Source organism: Elizabethkingia miricola, assembly GCF_001675285.1.
GTDB lineage: Bacteria > Bacteroidota > Bacteroidia > Flavobacteriales > Weeksellaceae > Elizabethkingia > Elizabethkingia miricola.
This window is the reverse complement of record NZ_LSGQ01000028.1, coordinates 206,037-221,416: the sequence shown is the minus strand read 5'-3', so window position 1 is coordinate 221,416 and position 15,380 is coordinate 206,037. Positions and strand designations below refer to the sequence as shown.

Below are 15,380 nucleotides of genomic sequence, written 5' to 3'. Positions count from 1 at the left end.
GCTATTGCACAATGCTTTCCGTGGTAGATAAATTAAACTTAAATTTTATTTTGAATGAATCAGAGTTTATACAAAGACACCAAATATATTCATCACGCTACCGAATGATTATGCTCCGGAAAAATGATTCATTTTTAGTTTGGTCTTTGGAAGCAGTCATCTCTTTATTCTAATGTTGTTTGATAAATGCTTTTACCTGCTGAAAATCTACAGGGAACAGGTCTGCTACTTTTTCCTTTTTTCCAAAAGCTGAAAGCTTTTCCGGTACTTCAATCCTTTCCAAAATGCTTTCTTCCACAGTTTCTATAAATTTTGCAGGATGAGCAGTTTCTAGTAAAATACCATTAAAATCTTCCTGTTGTTCTTTTTGGTATTGTACTAATCCAAGATAGGCAACAGCGCCGTGCGGATCTAAAAGATAACCGGATTCTTTATATACTTTCTGAACTGTAGTTTTTGTCTCTTCATCGGTAAAGTAATAGCCAGATATAATCTTTCTGAATTTAGCAACATCTTCCTGAAACAAATCTTTCATTCTTTCAAAATTGCTTGGATTCCCTACATCCATAGCGTTGCTGACAGTAGAAAGAGATGGTCTGGCTTCGTATGTGCCACTCTCCAGATACTGAGGCACAACATTGTTGATATTGGTAGAAGCGATAAAGCGATCCACCGGCAATCCCATTCTATAAGCGAGTAGTCCCGCTGTAAGATTCCCGAAGTTTCCGCTTGGTACACTAAAGACAATCTTTTTATTCTCTTTTTTTAGTTGTGCATAAGCCCAGAAATAGTAAAAGCTCTGTGGGATAAGCCTTGCAATATTAATACTATTGGCAGAAGTTACCTGATGTTGCTGTAATTCTTCATCGGCTAAAAGTTGTTTGGCAAGCGCCTGACAATCGTCGAAAGTTCCCTCGATTTCCAATGCTTTTATATTACCCCCCCATGTTGTAAGCTGCTTTTCCTGCAATGGACTTACCTTACCTTTAGGGTACAGAATATATACATTAATTCCTGGTACATTATAGAAACCTGCTGCAACAGCACTACCCGTATCTCCGGAAGTTGCTGCAATTACCTTCATAACGTTTCCATTTGCATAATAGGACATCAGTCGCGCCATAAACCTTGCCCCCACATCTTTAAATGCTAACGTAGGACCATGGAAAAGCTCTAAACTGTAAATGTTATGATGAACCGGCACTACCGGAATATCAAAGTTGAGAACCTCATCGATCATTTCTTTTAAAACTTCATCCGGAACGGAATCTTCCAAAAATAACTTTGCTACTTCAAAGCCAATTTCCGGTAAAGATTTATTCCCGATGTTTTCAAAAAAAGATGCAGGTAACTGCGGGATATATGCCGGCATATAGAGCCCGCCATCATCTGCCAAGCCATTGAGTACGGCTTGTTGTATAGTGACACTGTGTTTTCCTCTTGTGGAATAATATTTCATTGTTATTTAGTTTGGTGGTTATAGTATTACAGCTCCTTCATTGTTGATTTTAGTAACCAGAGATTCACAGCTGATATTCTGAGCAGAAAGAAGTTTGTGAAGTTCGATAGCAATTTTTTCCGCTTCATCTTTATTCTTACATAAAGCAAATACAGAAGGGCCTGAGCCTGAAATTCCAAATCCAATTGCATTATGATTAAGCGCTGTTTGCTTCATTTCAGCAAAATAAGGAATCAGCATAGAGCGAATCGGCTCTATAATTACATCTTTCATGCTGCGGCCGATAAGATCAGCATCATTTGTGCAAAAACCTGCCACGAGACCTGCTACATTTCCCCACTGTTCCACGGCTTTCTTCAAAGGAACCTGTTGGCGGATAATTTTTCTGGCTTCTCCTGTTGGTACATCGACATGCGGATGTACAGACACAACATGCAGATCCATTTCGACAGGAAGTTTTACAACATCCAGAGGATCATAACTGCGAATAAGAACCAAGCCTCCTAATAAAGAGGGTGCAACATTGTCTGCATGAGCATTTCCTGAAGCAAGCCGCTCTCCTTCCATAGCCAACGGCAGAAGTTCCTGTCGGGATAAAGGATTGTCAAATAATTCGTTCACGGCTACTAATGCTCCTACACTACTGGCAGCGCTGGAACCAAGACCACTGTTCAGAGGCATCTTTTTGTATAATTCTATATCAACACCCTGATTGGAGTTTATTTTTTCTAAGAACAGATTCACCACGTGTCCAACCACATTTTTTTCGGCATCAAGCGGTAACTTTCCCTGGTCGCCTTCTATTTTTGTAATTACCGTTTTATTATTGTTATTGAATGATACAATAACTTCATCTCCCGGATTATCTATAGCAAAGCCTAATATATCGTAGCCACATACTACATTGGCTACAGTTGCAGGGGCATAACATTTTATTTTTTTCATTTGAATAGTCTGTTTTATTTAAACCACATAGGACCTATGCAGAGTATTTTGTTATATTTTCTATATGCTTATAATGTGGTAACTCTTACTAAATCTGCAAAAACGCCAGCCGCTGTAACCGAAGCTCCTGCACCCGGACCTTTAACTACTAAAGGAGTATTCTGGTATCTGGCAGTTGTAAACGATATAATATTGTCACTACCGGAAAGATTGAAGAACGGATGAGTATTGTCTACCAACATCACTTCAACTTTTATTTCATTATTTTCCAAAATACCAATCAGCCTTAGTTTTTTATTCTCTTTAGCAGCCTGCTCTTTGTATGCTGCAAAATGTGGCTCACTATTTTTAAGCTCTTTATAAAAGTCTTCTACAGAATCTGCTTTTAGACAAGCCTCCGGAAGAAAGCTACTGATGTTGACATCGGAAAGTTCCAATGGTAATCCATTTTCTCTGGCAAGGATCAGCATTTTTCTGGAAAAGTCCAGCCCATTAAGATCATCTCTTGGATCCGGTTCTGTATAGCCTAGCTCCTGAGCTTCTCTTACAACCTCTTCAAAAGTCCTGTCACCAACATAATTATTGAATATATAAGATATAGTTCCGGAAAGTATAGCCTCTATTTTTACAACCTCATCTCCGCTTATCACCAGGTCATTAAGTGTTTTTATAATAGGTAATCCTGCTCCAACATTGGTTTCATATAAAAAGCTGACACCATTTTTAGCAGCCAGATGTTTCAGATTTAGATACTGAGCATAGCTTTCGGAATTACTGATCTTGTTACAGGTAACCACCGATATATTATTCCTAAAAAGATTTTCGTATTCTTCTACTACAAACTTGCTGGAAGTATTATCTATAAATACAGTATTGGGTAATTCGTATTTTTTTACTTCCTGTATAAAGGTTTTTAAATCGGCCTGCAATCCTTTTTCTTCAAGCTGGTCTTTCCATCCGGCAATATTAACAGGACTGCCATTTGCTAAAAGCATTTTTCGGGTATTGGCTATTCCCAATACTTTGATTTCTATTTTATGCTTTTCAATCAGATTATCTGCTTCCTGACAGATCTGTCCCAGGAATTCCTGACCAATATTCCCTGTACCTGCACAGAAGACGTGGTAAGTTTTAACAGGTGATAGTAAAAAGGCATCGTGAATTACATTCAAAGCTTTTGTAAGATCATCTTTAGAAATAACCGTAGATATATTAAGCTCCGAAGAACCTTGTGCTATTGCTATAATATTGATGCTGTTTTTCCCAAGAGTACTGAATAACTTGCCACTAATACCTTTTGTTTTTTTCATACGCTCCCCTACAATAGCCACAATACTGATATTGGTATCGATTTCCGGATGCTGCAGCTTCTCAGTTGTAATTTCAGAATGGAACTCTTCTTCTATTGCCAATCGGGCTTTGGCAACATCTTCTGATGCAACTACAAACGAAATACTATGTTCAGAACTTGCCTGTGTAATCAGGATAATATTGATGTCATGACGGGATAAAGTACCAAATAATCTGGCACTGAAGCCTTTCAGACGAATCATGGTTCCCACAACATTAACAAGTGCCACATTATTGATGGAAGAGATCCCGGTAATCAATGCTTTGTCATGAGCTTCTCTTTCTACATGGATCATAGTACCCTGATGTTCTGGCTCGAAAGTATTTTTAATCCATATCGGAATTTCTTTGGAGATAACAGGTACTAATGAAGGCGGATAGATTACTTTAGCACCAAAATATGAAAGTTCCATAGCTTCCTGATAGCTTAAATACTCCAGAGAATAAGCATTTCTTACCAATCTTGGATCAGCGGTCATAAAACCATTGACATCTGTCCATATCTGTACCTCCTGAACATTGAGTGCTGCACCAAGAATAGCCGCAGTATAATCTGAACCCCCTCTTCCCAGTGTAGTTGTTATTTTATCTTTATCAGTGGCTATAAAACCAGTGACAACATATACTTTGTTTTCCAGATTTTGCGCCCATTGCTGAATATTCCGATTGGTTGCATCAAAATTAACCTCAGCTTTCAGATAGTTGGAATTGGTATGGATTAAGTCTCTTGAATCTTTAAATTCTGCAGGCATAGAGGTATTGAGGTATGCAGCTATAATTGGACAGGATAGCTGCTCGCCCAATGAAACAATTTTTGCTTTTGTTCTGTCGGAAAGCTCCCCTAAATGTGCAACACTGGAAAGTAAGTCTTCCAGAATATTAAAATTGCCTTTAACGAGCATAAGTAAAGGATTTTGAACCGATACAGGCAGTGTTTCTTTTATCATGTCATAATGACGCTGCTCTATACCATCCAGAATACTTTGATAGTCACGGTTGTATAATGCTTCTTCAGTTGCTTCCAGTAAGGAGTTGGTAGTCCCTGAGAATGCTGAGCATACAACAAACAAAGGTTTATCATTTTCCTTTTCTCTTTCAACAATAAACCTGAGGTTTTTTACGGCTTCTGTACTTCCGACTGAAGTACCTCCAAATTTTAAAACTTTCATATCAATATCTATGGTTATCAGGAATAAAAAAAGGCCTTTCTGAATCTCAGAAAGGCCTTGTGTAATTTATATTTTTTGTCGTCAAATACTAATACAACCCTTCTGCGGCAATTGAATAATTGTCGTTGTGGAAGTGGATGTAATAATAGTATTTACTCTCATTTGTTCTCTAAAAACAGTGTAAATGTATAGACAAAAAATTAATCCGCAAAATATTTATCTGAAAAAAATAAAAATTTAATGTTTTTTAATTTTTCAGTATATAACTCAATATTAGTTATATCCGGGGTTTTGAACCAGTTTGGAATTCACCTGCATTTCTCTTAATGGTATGGGGAAAACTAGTTTGTCACTACTCCATGGTAAAGAGCCTACACTACCTGCTGTTCTCTTTATATCATGCAAAAGAAAACCTTCAAAAGCTAATTCTTTCCTTCTCTCCATTAGGATATCATCTAATGATACTGAACTTAATATTGAAGCTTTGGCCCTGTTTCTTATCGTATTGATATCATCTAAAGATGTTGCCCCTAAAGAAGTATTTTCTCTGAAATTAGATTCGGCTCTTATAAGGTATATTTCAGCAAGTCTTATTACATGGAGATTCCCAAACCTATTAGTGTATTTACTGGTAAGTTTATCATCGTAGGGATTAATATAATAAAATGATCCTCGTACATCATTTGCTTCAAACAGATTGAGGAATTCATCTTTCAGGGCAATATCTCCCCCACGCCCACCATTGGCTTCAGATGCATAAAATGTTATAAGATCATTTGTCCCCGACTGTGATGTGACTTGTATGGCAAATAAATCTTCGGGTGTATTCTGAGAAGTATTGAATACATCGTTGTAGTCAGGCATCAGGCTTTTTCCGCTGTTAGTGATTACATCATTGGCCATATCCCGGGCTTTTTTATAATCTCCTTTTTGTAGGTATACTCTGGTAAGCAACGCTTTTGCAGAATAAACATCGGCGTAATAAGAATTATTTATAGGTAGCACAGTAATAGCCTCTGTAAGGTCTTTTATAACCTGAGTGTATATTTCTTCTACTGTATTTCTGGCAACCGACAGATTTCCGTTATAATTAATTTTACCGGACAGAATCAAAGGTACACCTGGTTGTGTATTATTGGCTCCGTTTATATATGCTTTACTATAGCAGCGCACCAGTTCGAAATAATTTAAGGCGCGAAGGAGCTTTGCTTCACCTTCTGTTCTTTTTTTATCATTTTCGATAGTTATTATATTCAGATTTTCCAGGATCAGATTCGTTTCAAATATAACTTTGTAAGCAGTACGCCATGTATCTCTTACATAAACATTATCAGATACTATATTTTTACTATAAATAGTACGCAGATCCGGATAAGTTCCGAACCACGAAACATAACCGGAATCTCCCAATAAGTCCGCATACATTTGCAAATTACCACCCAACAGATCCGACTTGCCGGTATTGGCATATGCACCTATCAGGATATTGTTTATATTTTCCGGAGTAGAGACCGCCTTTTCAGTTGTTATGCTTTGTTCGGGGTTTATTTCCAGCTCCTTATCGCATGAGATTACTGATAATAGTCCGCATAAACCTAATATGATATATTTAATTTTCATTTTTTTTGTTTTTAGAAGTTAACATTAAGACCAAAAGTAAATGTTCTGGCAGGCGGAGCTGAATAAAAGGTAGCGCCACCTCCGCCTCTTCCTGTATCTGCTAAAGCTTCAGGATCATAGCCGCTGTATTTAGTAAATGTCAGAAGGTTAATTGCAGATACATATATTCGCAGCTTACTTACACCCAATGATTTCATTAAATCTTTATTAAGGGTATAACCCAGGCTAAGATTTCTTAGCCTTACAAAGTCTCTTTTTTCAAGGTATCGGGTAGATTCCTGTGTGCCATTTTCTTCACCCAACCTTGCCTGAGGTACATTGGTAATATCCCCGGGTTTTTGCCATCTGTTCATCTGATCAGCGGTCTGATTATCGAACCAGCTGCCCGCTGTAGACATAAATTTTCCTCCGGAATTATACATACTGGCTCCAAATTCTCCGTATAAGGTAAAGGATAAGTCAAAGTTTTTATATTCCAGTGTATTGGTAAGACCACCAATCCAGAGCGGGGTAAAAGTACCGGCAACAATTCTGTTCGCCTGGCTGTATTGATTGGTAGTAGTTTTATCTAACGTACCATCAGGCTTTAATGTGTTTTTATAATACAAAGCATCTCCGTTTGCAGGATCTACACCTGCGTATTCTGTCAGATAAAAAGAGGCTGATCTTTCTCCTACTCTCAGGATAGTATTTCCTATAATCTGATCGGCATTGTTGTCTGGTAATGCTGTTATTTTATTATCATTTCTTGCAATATTAAAGCTTGTGTTCCATGTAAAGTTCTCTTTTCTGAAATTTTGAGTATTCAGTACAATTTCAAAACCTTTATTGCTCATATCCCCTATATTTCTGTATATATTGGCATAGCCTGAGGTATATGGAATATTCTGCTGAAATAGCAGTCCATTTGTCTTTTTGTTATACAGGTCTATTTCTCCGGATATTCTGTTACTAAATAGACCAAAATCTAAACCTATATCGGTCTGATTAGATTTCTCCCAGGTTAAGTCTGGATTAGCAGGTTGTAAAGGTTCTATCCCCGGTAACTGTTTATATTTAGTGGCCTGCCACTGGTCTCTTGCAGCAAAATCTCCTATCTCGGCATTTCCGGTTTTTCCCCAGCTTGCTCTTATCTTTAATAAAGAAATAGTATTAGATTCTGACAGAAAGTTTTCTTTGGAAATTACCCATCCGGCGGAGAAGGCTGGAAATACACCATAACGATTTGCCTGCCCGAATCTGGATGAGCCATCTCGGCGTATAGAGCCTTTTAATAAATATTTACCTTTATAATCATAATTTACTCTGGCAAAATATGAGAAGAATGTATATTCACTGGTTTCACCTTTTCCCTCTGTAATCTCTCCTGCGCTATTTATATTCTGAAAATCATCTGAGGGGAATCTTATGCCGGTTACACTCCCGAATTCTCTTCTGTTTTTATTGTATTCGGTACCTGCTACTGCAATGATGTTATTGGAACCTAATCTAAGATTATAGCTAAGATAATTGGTGAAAACTAAATTTTCTGTATCTACCCAGGAATTATAAGCATAACCATCTGTAGACATTTGCGGGACTTTCCTTCCTCTGTAGTTCTTCTCCTTCTGATTGTAATAATCATAGCCCAAGTCTGAATTAAAAGTCAGATTTTTCAGAATTTTATATTCCGCAGATAACTTACCCGTTAATCTTTTTATTAATGTATTATAATTCGCATATTTATCTTCTAACAAAAAGTTGGCATAAGGCGTTCCTGCGAAAGGTTCTCCATCTATAAAAGCAGGCGATATTGGAGCCTGTGCTACAGCCTGCATAGGGGTGACAAAAGCATTATCATTTGCAACCCTATCTATGCTGGTTCTGGAGAAACCCAGATTCATACCCAGTTTTAGTCTGTCAGTAACCTTAGCACTTATATTAAGTCTTGCAGTATTCCTTCCTAAATCATTTCCTCTGATAATACCTTTACTGTCATTGTTGGATGCAGTGAACATATAGTTGTAATTATCATCTCCACCCGAAACAGAGAAGTCCGCATCCCTTACAGAGCCTTGCCGGAAAATATATTTCTGCCAATCGGTATCTATGGCTCCGTTTCTCCAGTCAGTATTATTTGAATATCTGTTGAATCTGCGGATTACAAAATCTTCATCGTTTACATTTCTACCGGCTTCCAGTAATAATTCTACATATTCTTTGGCATTTAGAAATTTCACTTTATTGGTAGGACTGCTAAATCCTTGTGAGATGTTAAAACTAAGTCTGGGTTTTCCCTTTTTCCCGGTTTTAGTAGTAATAAGTACAACACCATTGCTTCCGCGGGAACCATATATAGCGGCTGAGGAAGCATCTTTCAGAATTTCTACTGACTCAATCTCTGAGGCGCTTAGGGTAATTAATGGATTGACCGGAGCACTATTTGTAGATTCATCGCGGTTAATCATGGGAATTCCGTCTATTACATACAAAGGACCAGTACCTGCGCTTATACTTGCCGATCCACGGATATTAACATTGAACCCAGCTTCCAGTTTGCCGTTGGTTTGGCTAATTTGTACACCAGCAGCTTTACCTACCAATGCATTCTGAAAGTTAGCATTAGGAATTTCTTTAATAGATTCTGCGCTTATCTTAGCAACATTATCTGTCATTCTGGATTTGGTTGACTTTCCATAGCCAACAACTATTACTTCATCAATTTTATTTTCTTTAGGCAGGGTGTCTTTTTTCTGGCTATAGACACACACTCCCATAAAAAATAATGATGCAGTAAATACTTTGTAATTTACTTTCATATCAAGTGATTTTTATTGTGTTAATTAGTATACAAACAACAAACAGCCGGATAACGGCTATGAAATAAGTATGCAGTTACCTTCTATACAATTAATATCTTCTGTAGTCACACAGAAAATATTGGTCAAAATGTTATAAAACAGTGATTATAACTTAAATCGTTCTCCGTTCAGGTAAATGTCTAATGTGATAGCTCTTGCTCCGGGTTTATCTTTTAAGCTGGTCTTGTATTGTCCGGGATTTTTAAAGACAATTACCTGTGCTTTTCCTACAACTTCAGCTTCTCTGTTTTTTATAAGTATTGCAGTAGACTCATCTATACCAATTCCTTTTAATTTAGGATGGTCTATAATCAGAGATAGCAGTCTGTTGTATCTGCTTCTTATAATAAAGTGCTGATCGATCACAGCAGAAGTAATAAATCCAAGTCCTTTTTGAGTCTCGATATTATTGTTTTCAATATTATCGAAAGTACTGTTGTATTCTTTGTGTTTGAGCTGATTTCCGGTGATCATAATGTCACTCATTACAGCTGCTCCGGCACTGGTTCCTGCAATCATGTTTCCGTTGAAGTAAGATGTCTTTATTATGTCCTTTACTTCCGGATATGAATTAATAAGTTCCATGAATTTAGTCTGATCGCCGCCACTAATGAAGATAAGCTTCGCTTTCTTCAGGGAATCTAGTCTGGGCTTTGGAAGCTTCTCACCCTTATTAAAATAACAATTAAGGGTTTTCAGGTTTCTTTTTTCAAAATCTTCGGAAGTATAAATAAATGAAGAATCAGGAATGGAGCTGGCCTGTGGGAAAATGGCTACATATTCTCCCTTTTTTAGCCCTGCTTCTTTTACCATTCTGTCGATAAGGAAATCCGGACTGTCTCCACCGCCAATTATTAGCAGCTTACCCTTAGGAATCTGAGCTGATACGAATCCGAAAATTACAATAAGCATTAAAATAAATGTATTTTTCATAGTGTGTTTATTTATAAATTTCCACTTCGATTTCACCATTACTGGTTATAGCGCCTCTGTACATTCCTTCGGTATTAAAGCTCATTGCCATATTTCCGTTTTTATCCAAGGCTATTATACCGCCATCACCACCCATATTTTCTATTTCAGACATTACTTCCTGCGTGGCAGTTTTTACGTCTTTATTCTGATACTCATATTTTGCAGATACAGTTCTGGCTGCTGAGGTTCGAATATAGAACTCGCCCCAACCAGTCCCTGATATTCCAATATTTTTGTCAGCGTATGTACCAGCCCCTATAATCGGTGAATCACCTACTCTTCCATATTTTTTATTAGTCATACCTCCGGTTGAGGTACCAGCTGCCAGGTTACCATCTTTATCTAATGCTACACAGCCTACAGTACCAAACTTTTTGTCAGTCAGATAATAGGCAGGATATCGTTGATTAACAGCATTTGGCTGATTGGCTTTTAGTTCCGCTTTTTTTACCTTTTGCAAAGCATCCCATCTGTGCTGTGTCCAGAAATATTTGGGATTTACAATTTCTAATCCCTGTGCCTTTGCAAAGTATTCTGCACCTTTACCAATCAATATCACATGTTCGGATTTCTGCATAACAGCAACAGCAGCCTTTATAGGATTTTTAATTGTAGTAACTCCGGCTACAGCACCTGCGGTCCTATCTTTACCATACATAATGGAAGCATCCAATTCATTTCTTCCTTCGCTGGTGAAAACAGCACCTTTGCCAGCATTAAAGAGCGGGCTATTTTCCATTACAACAATTGCTGCTTCTACGGCTTCGATGGCGGTTTGCCCTTGCTGTACTTTTTCATAAGCTTTGTATAAAGCTTCTTTTAGTTTTTCTTTGTATTGCCGCTCTAGTTCAGGTGGCATGTCTTTTTTTAGAAGAGTGCCGGCACCACCATGAATGACGACAATGTATCTTTTTTGTGCATGAGAAAGCAGTGAAAGATAACACACAAATAGTAATGTAACTTTTTTCATTAGTATAGTTTAAGTTATGTTTATAAATAATTCTATTGACTTAAATAGAATATGTTTTTATTCTCATTACTTGTTTGTGCTTAATAAATATAGTTACAAAAAATGAACTGTGAAAATTTTGATATAAACATTTCTTTTACATGAATAGTTTATATAATAAAAAAGCCTTTCTGAATCTCAGAAAAGCTTTTATTATTTTTAATGTTTGTTATAAATTAATGTCCTGCATCTTTTATTTCCTGCGGATCATGTTTATGCTTGAAGAAAATAGCAAACAATACAGCAATTACAAGAGAATAAGCCGCAAAAGTCAACCAGATATCATGCCAGTCACGCAGCATAACAGGCTGAGACAATATGCCATCAGCTAATACATCTATTTTTTGTTTAGATAAGAAACTTAAAAAATGAGAATTATCTGCGGTTGTATCCAGATGTTGAGCCAGATCAGAAACCTTATTGTAGCTCTGAGTAAAGTATTTGTCAATTAGCCATCCTGAGGTTAAGCTTCCGAATACAGCACCAAAACCATTAGTCATCATCATAAACAGGCCTTGTGCAGACGAACGCATTTTAGCATCTGTATTGGTTTCTACGAATAAAGATCCTGAAATATTGAAGAAGTCAAATGCCATTCCGTATACGATACATGATAATATAATCATCCATAGTCCTGTAGATGGATCTCCTAATCCAAATAGGCCGAAACGCAATACCCATGCAAGCATAGAAATTAGCATAACCTTTTTAATACCATATTTTTTCAGGAAGAAAGGAATTGCAAGGATAAAAAGCGTTTCCGAAACCTGAGAAATAGACATGATAATGGTAGAATATTTCACGACGAAAGATTCAGCAAATTTTGGATAGTGCTTGAATTCATCCAGGAAAACATCTCCATAAGCATTGGTTAGCTGTAATGCGCCACCTAGAAACATAGAGAAAAAGAAGAATAAAGCCATTTTGTAATTTGCAAATAGCTTAAAAGCATCTAATCCTAATGTCTGGAAAATATTAGCGTTCTTATCCAGAAGCTTTTTAGGAGGACATTTAGGCAGGGAAAAAGCATAAAGTCCTAAAAGAAGAGCCGATGCACCAGCTATATAGAATTGGTATTCATTTGCCTTGCTTCCTGTAAGGTTGGTAATCCACATTGCTGCGATAAAACCGATTGTACCCCATACACGAATTGGTGGGAAATCCTTAACAACATCTTTTCCTTCATTTTTTAGAATAGTATAAGATATAGAGTTGTTCAGGGCAATTGTAGGCATGTAAAAACACATAGCTATAAGCATTACCCAGAAGAAAGTTCCCGGATCCGCTACCTGAGGCAGAAAAAATAATACTGCTGCATACAGTATTTGTAATATTCCGTAAAGACGTTCTGCATTAATCCATCTGTCGGCAATGATACCGGAAAGTGTCGGCATAAAAATAGAGGCAAATCCCATAGTACTGAAGACAGCGCCAAACTTGGTTCCGTCCCATTGTTTTGTACCGAACCAATAATTGGCAATGGTAATTAACCAGGCACCCCAAACAAAAAATTGGAAAAAATTGAGTAGGGTTAATCGTAATTTTATATTCATAAGTTTATTAATAGGGCAGAATATTGAAATTAATCAATATTCTTTTTTCGTTTCTTTATTTCTTGCTGAAGTTCAAGAGCTGTATCGAAGTCCTCTTCCTGAACTGCTTTGTCTAGCATTTCCTGGATTTCTTCAAGCGTGTATACTTCATAACCTTTTATCTCAGGAGCCTCTTCTTCGTCTTCAGCTTTGTATTCTGTTTTATCGTCATTGTCTGACAATTCCAACATAATACCTGCTTCTGTAAGAACTTCGTCTGTGGTATAAATAGGTGCATCAAAACGAACTGCCATAGCAACTGCATCGGATGTACGCGCATCCAGAATCAGTTTTTCGTTCTGATCGTTTTTAAGAATTAAATTGGAGAAGAATACTCCGTCTATGATCTGATAAATGATAATACTCTCCAATGCATAACCTACAGTGGTGATAAATTTTGAAAAGAGATCATGGGTTAAAGGTCTTGGTGGCTGAATGTCTTTTTCTAGCCCCAAAGAAATAGATTGTGCTTCATAATTACCTATAACAACAGGCAGTTTTATTCCTGTTTCTTCCTGTTCCAGGATCAGTGCATAAGCTCCCATTTGGGTTTGGCTGTATGAAATGCCTCTTATGATTAGTTTCTTATAATCCATAGCTACAAATATAAAAACATCGTAGCAATAAGCCACGATGTTTTATATGATTTTGAAATTTTTACCTCAAAATTATTATCCTTTGAAAGCTTTTAACTTTTCAGTTAAAGCTGGAACAATCTGGAAAGCATCTCCAACTACCCCGTAATCAGCAGCTTTGAAGAAAGGTGCTTCAGGATCGTTGTTAATAACTACAATTGTTTTAGAACCATTAACACCCGCTAAGTGTTGGATTGCACCAGAAATACCTACAGCAATGTAAAGATTTGGAGAAATTGCCTTTCCTGTTTGTCCAACGTGTTCAGCGTGAGGTCTCCAGCCAATATCTGCTACAGGCTTAGAACTTGCAGTAGCTGCTCCAAGAACATTAGCAAGGTCTTCAATCATTCCCCAGTTTTCTGGTCCTTTCATACCACGACCTGCAGAAACAACGATTTCAGCTTCTTTAAGGTCTAGTTTACCTGAAGACTGTTCGTGGTTAATTACTTTAGTATCTTCATTAGCTACTGAAAGGTTTTTAACCTCCTCAGAACCTGAAGCAGGATTTTCTTTTATACCGAATGCATTCTGAGAAACAGTAATTACAACATTTGAAGCATCTGCTTTTGCATGCATATAACCTTTACCAGAGAAAGCTTTTCTTTTTACCTGGAAAGGAGAAATGGATTCTGGTGCTGCAATTACATTGGTAATTAATGAAGCTCCTTTAGAAATTGCCAGCATTGGTGCAACTGAAGAAGCATCTGTAGTGTGAGGGAAAACAATAACGTTACCATCCAAAACTTCGCCAACAGCTTGTGCATAAGCTTTAGCACTGAAGTTTTTAAGACCTTCATCTTTTACATTGATTACTTTATCTGCTCCGTACTTGTAAAGAACATCTGAAGAATCTGTAGGGTTAATTGCAATAACAGTTACGCTGTCACCAGCCTTATCTGCAACCGCTTTAGCGTAAGAAACTGCTTCGAAAGCTGCTTTCTTGTAAACGCCATTTATATTTTCTGCATATACGAATATTGCCATTTTCTTAAATTTTTAAAATTATAAATTTTGAATTTTAGATGAAAAATGAATAATTAGATAACTTTTGCTTCTTCGTGAAGTAATCTTACCAATTCATCTAAGTTGTCCGGAGAAACTAATTTTACAGCAGCTCTTGGCGGAACACTGTCAAATGAAACAGCTTCAACCTTAACTTCTGTAGAAGAAGGTTCAACAACTTGCAAAGGCTTTGTTCTTGCAGACATAATACCTCTCATATTCGGGATAATAAGATCTTTCTCTTCTACCATTCCTTTTTGTCCGGCAATAACCGCAGGAAGTTTTACAGAGATAGTTTCTTTACCACCTTCAATTTCTCTTACAGCAGTAGCTTCGCCACCATTAACGTCTAGACCAACGCAAGCGTTAACAAATGGCTGGTTAAGGATTTGTGCAACCATTCCAGGTACTGCTCCACCATTATAGTCGATAGACTCTTTACCAGCTATCACCAAATCGTAACCGCCTTCCTGAGCAATCTTAGCAATTTCTTTTGCTGTAGAATAACTATCTTTAGCTTCGATATTTACTCTTACTGCATCATTGGCTCCAATAGCTAATGCTTTTCTTATAACAGGTTCTGTCCCTGCATCTCCTACATTGATCACAGTAACTGTAGCGCCCTGAGATTCTTGTAATTTTATAGCTTTTGTTAAAGCAAATTCATCAAGTGGATTAATTACCCACTGAATTCCGTTTTTATCGAATGCAGATTTATCTGCTGTGAAGTTTATTTTTGCAGTTGTATCTGGTACACTGCTGATACATACTAATATTTTCATAA

At 37.1% G+C, this 15,380-nt stretch carries 11 protein-coding genes; all 11 read right to left on the bottom strand.

The annotated features are described in order from the left end of the window. Positions 1 to 169: 169 nt before the first annotated feature. On the bottom strand, positions 170 to 1,459 hold the full coding sequence (gene thrC, locus ATE49_RS13695; RefSeq protein WP_065082641.1) for a threonine synthase: 1,290 nt from the start codon (positions 1,457 to 1,459) through the stop codon (positions 170 to 172). Between the two features lie 18 nt (positions 1,460 to 1,477). Continuing rightward, positions 1,478 to 2,404, bottom strand: a complete 927-nt coding sequence (locus ATE49_RS13690) for a homoserine kinase (protein WP_065082640.1) — start codon at positions 2,402 to 2,404, stop codon at positions 1,478 to 1,480. Between the two features lie 68 nt (positions 2,405 to 2,472). Further along, positions 2,473 to 4,923 (bottom strand): bifunctional aspartate kinase/homoserine dehydrogenase I, encoded by a 2,451-nt coding sequence (gene thrA, locus ATE49_RS13685; protein ID WP_065082639.1) that lies wholly within the window; start codon positions 4,921 to 4,923, stop codon positions 2,473 to 2,475. A 273-nt stretch (positions 4,924 to 5,196) separates the two neighbouring features. Continuing rightward, positions 5,197 to 6,543, bottom strand: coding sequence for a RagB/SusD family nutrient uptake outer membrane protein (locus ATE49_RS13680; RefSeq protein ID WP_065082638.1), 1,347 nt, complete (start codon positions 6,541 to 6,543; stop codon positions 5,197 to 5,199). Positions 6,544 to 6,554: 11 nt separating this feature from the next. Then, positions 6,555 to 9,341 carry a SusC/RagA family TonB-linked outer membrane protein gene (locus ATE49_RS13675; RefSeq protein ID WP_065082637.1) on the bottom strand — a complete coding sequence of 929 codons (2,787 nt, stop codon included), beginning with the start codon at positions 9,339 to 9,341 and terminating at the stop codon, positions 6,555 to 6,557. 147 nt (positions 9,342 to 9,488) lie between these two features. Beyond that, positions 9,489 to 10,316 carry a cyanophycinase gene (locus tag ATE49_RS13670; RefSeq protein ID WP_065082636.1) on the bottom strand — a complete coding sequence of 276 codons (828 nt, stop codon included), beginning with the start codon at positions 10,314 to 10,316 and terminating at the stop codon, positions 9,489 to 9,491. A 7-nt stretch (positions 10,317 to 10,323) separates the two neighbouring features. Continuing rightward, positions 10,324 to 11,328, bottom strand: a complete 1,005-nt coding sequence (locus ATE49_RS13665) for an isoaspartyl peptidase/L-asparaginase family protein (protein ID WP_065082635.1) — start codon at positions 11,326 to 11,328, stop codon at positions 10,324 to 10,326. A 215-nt stretch (positions 11,329 to 11,543) separates the two neighbouring features. Beyond that, complete coding sequence (locus ATE49_RS13660; RefSeq protein ID WP_059344694.1) at positions 11,544 to 12,920, bottom strand: nucleoside permease; 1,377 nt, start codon at positions 12,918 to 12,920, stop codon at positions 11,544 to 11,546. A 29-nt stretch (positions 12,921 to 12,949) separates the two neighbouring features. Then, positions 12,950 to 13,555: a bifunctional nuclease family protein gene (locus tag ATE49_RS13655; RefSeq protein WP_059153995.1), complete on the bottom strand. Its 606-nt coding sequence runs from the start codon at positions 13,553 to 13,555 to the stop codon at positions 12,950 to 12,952. A gap of 75 nt (positions 13,556 to 13,630) precedes the next feature. Further along, entirely contained in the window at positions 13,631 to 14,578 is a 948-nt protein-coding gene (locus ATE49_RS13650) for an electron transfer flavoprotein subunit alpha/FixB family protein (protein WP_059344692.1), read from the bottom strand. Positions 14,579 to 14,631: 53 nt separating this feature from the next. Next, a complete protein-coding gene (locus tag ATE49_RS13645) occupies positions 14,632 to 15,378 on the bottom strand; it encodes an electron transfer flavoprotein subunit beta/FixA family protein (RefSeq protein WP_065082634.1) in 747 nt (248 codons plus the stop codon). Positions 15,379 to 15,380: the final 2 nt, after the last annotated feature.

What these genes read in the sequence shown, in the direction of transcription:
- thrA (WP_065082639.1), bottom strand. Translation starts at nt 4,923, where the DNA reads ATGAAAGTTTTAAAATTTGGAGGTACTTCAGTCGGAAGTACAGAAGCC.
- ATE49_RS13670 (WP_065082636.1), bottom strand. Translation starts at nt 10,316, where the DNA reads ATGAAAAATACATTTATTTTAATGCTTATTGTAATTTTCGGATTCGTA.
- ATE49_RS13645 (WP_065082634.1), bottom strand. Translation starts at nt 15,378, where the DNA reads ATGAAAATATTAGTATGTATCAGCAGTGTACCAGATACAACTGCAAAA.
- ATE49_RS13655 (WP_059153995.1), bottom strand. Translation starts at nt 13,555, where the DNA reads ATGGATTATAAGAAACTAATCATAAGAGGCATTTCATACAGCCAAACC.
- thrC (WP_065082641.1), bottom strand. Translation starts at nt 1,459, where the DNA reads ATGAAATATTATTCCACAAGAGGAAAACACAGTGTCACTATACAACAA.
- ATE49_RS13690 (WP_065082640.1), bottom strand. Translation starts at nt 2,404, where the DNA reads ATGAAAAAAATAAAATGTTATGCCCCTGCAACTGTAGCCAATGTAGTA.
- ATE49_RS13675 (WP_065082637.1), bottom strand. Translation starts at nt 9,341, where the DNA reads ATGAAAGTAAATTACAAAGTATTTACTGCATCATTATTTTTTATGGGA.
- ATE49_RS13650 (WP_059344692.1), bottom strand. Translation starts at nt 14,578, where the DNA reads ATGGCAATATTCGTATATGCAGAAAATATAAATGGCGTTTACAAGAAA.
- ATE49_RS13665 (WP_065082635.1), bottom strand. Translation starts at nt 11,328, where the DNA reads ATGAAAAAAGTTACATTACTATTTGTGTGTTATCTTTCACTGCTTTCT.
- ATE49_RS13660 (WP_059344694.1), bottom strand. Translation starts at nt 12,920, where the DNA reads ATGAATATAAAATTACGATTAACCCTACTCAATTTTTTCCAATTTTTT.
- ATE49_RS13680 (WP_065082638.1), bottom strand. Translation starts at nt 6,543, where the DNA reads ATGAAAATTAAATATATCATATTAGGTTTATGCGGACTATTATCAGTA.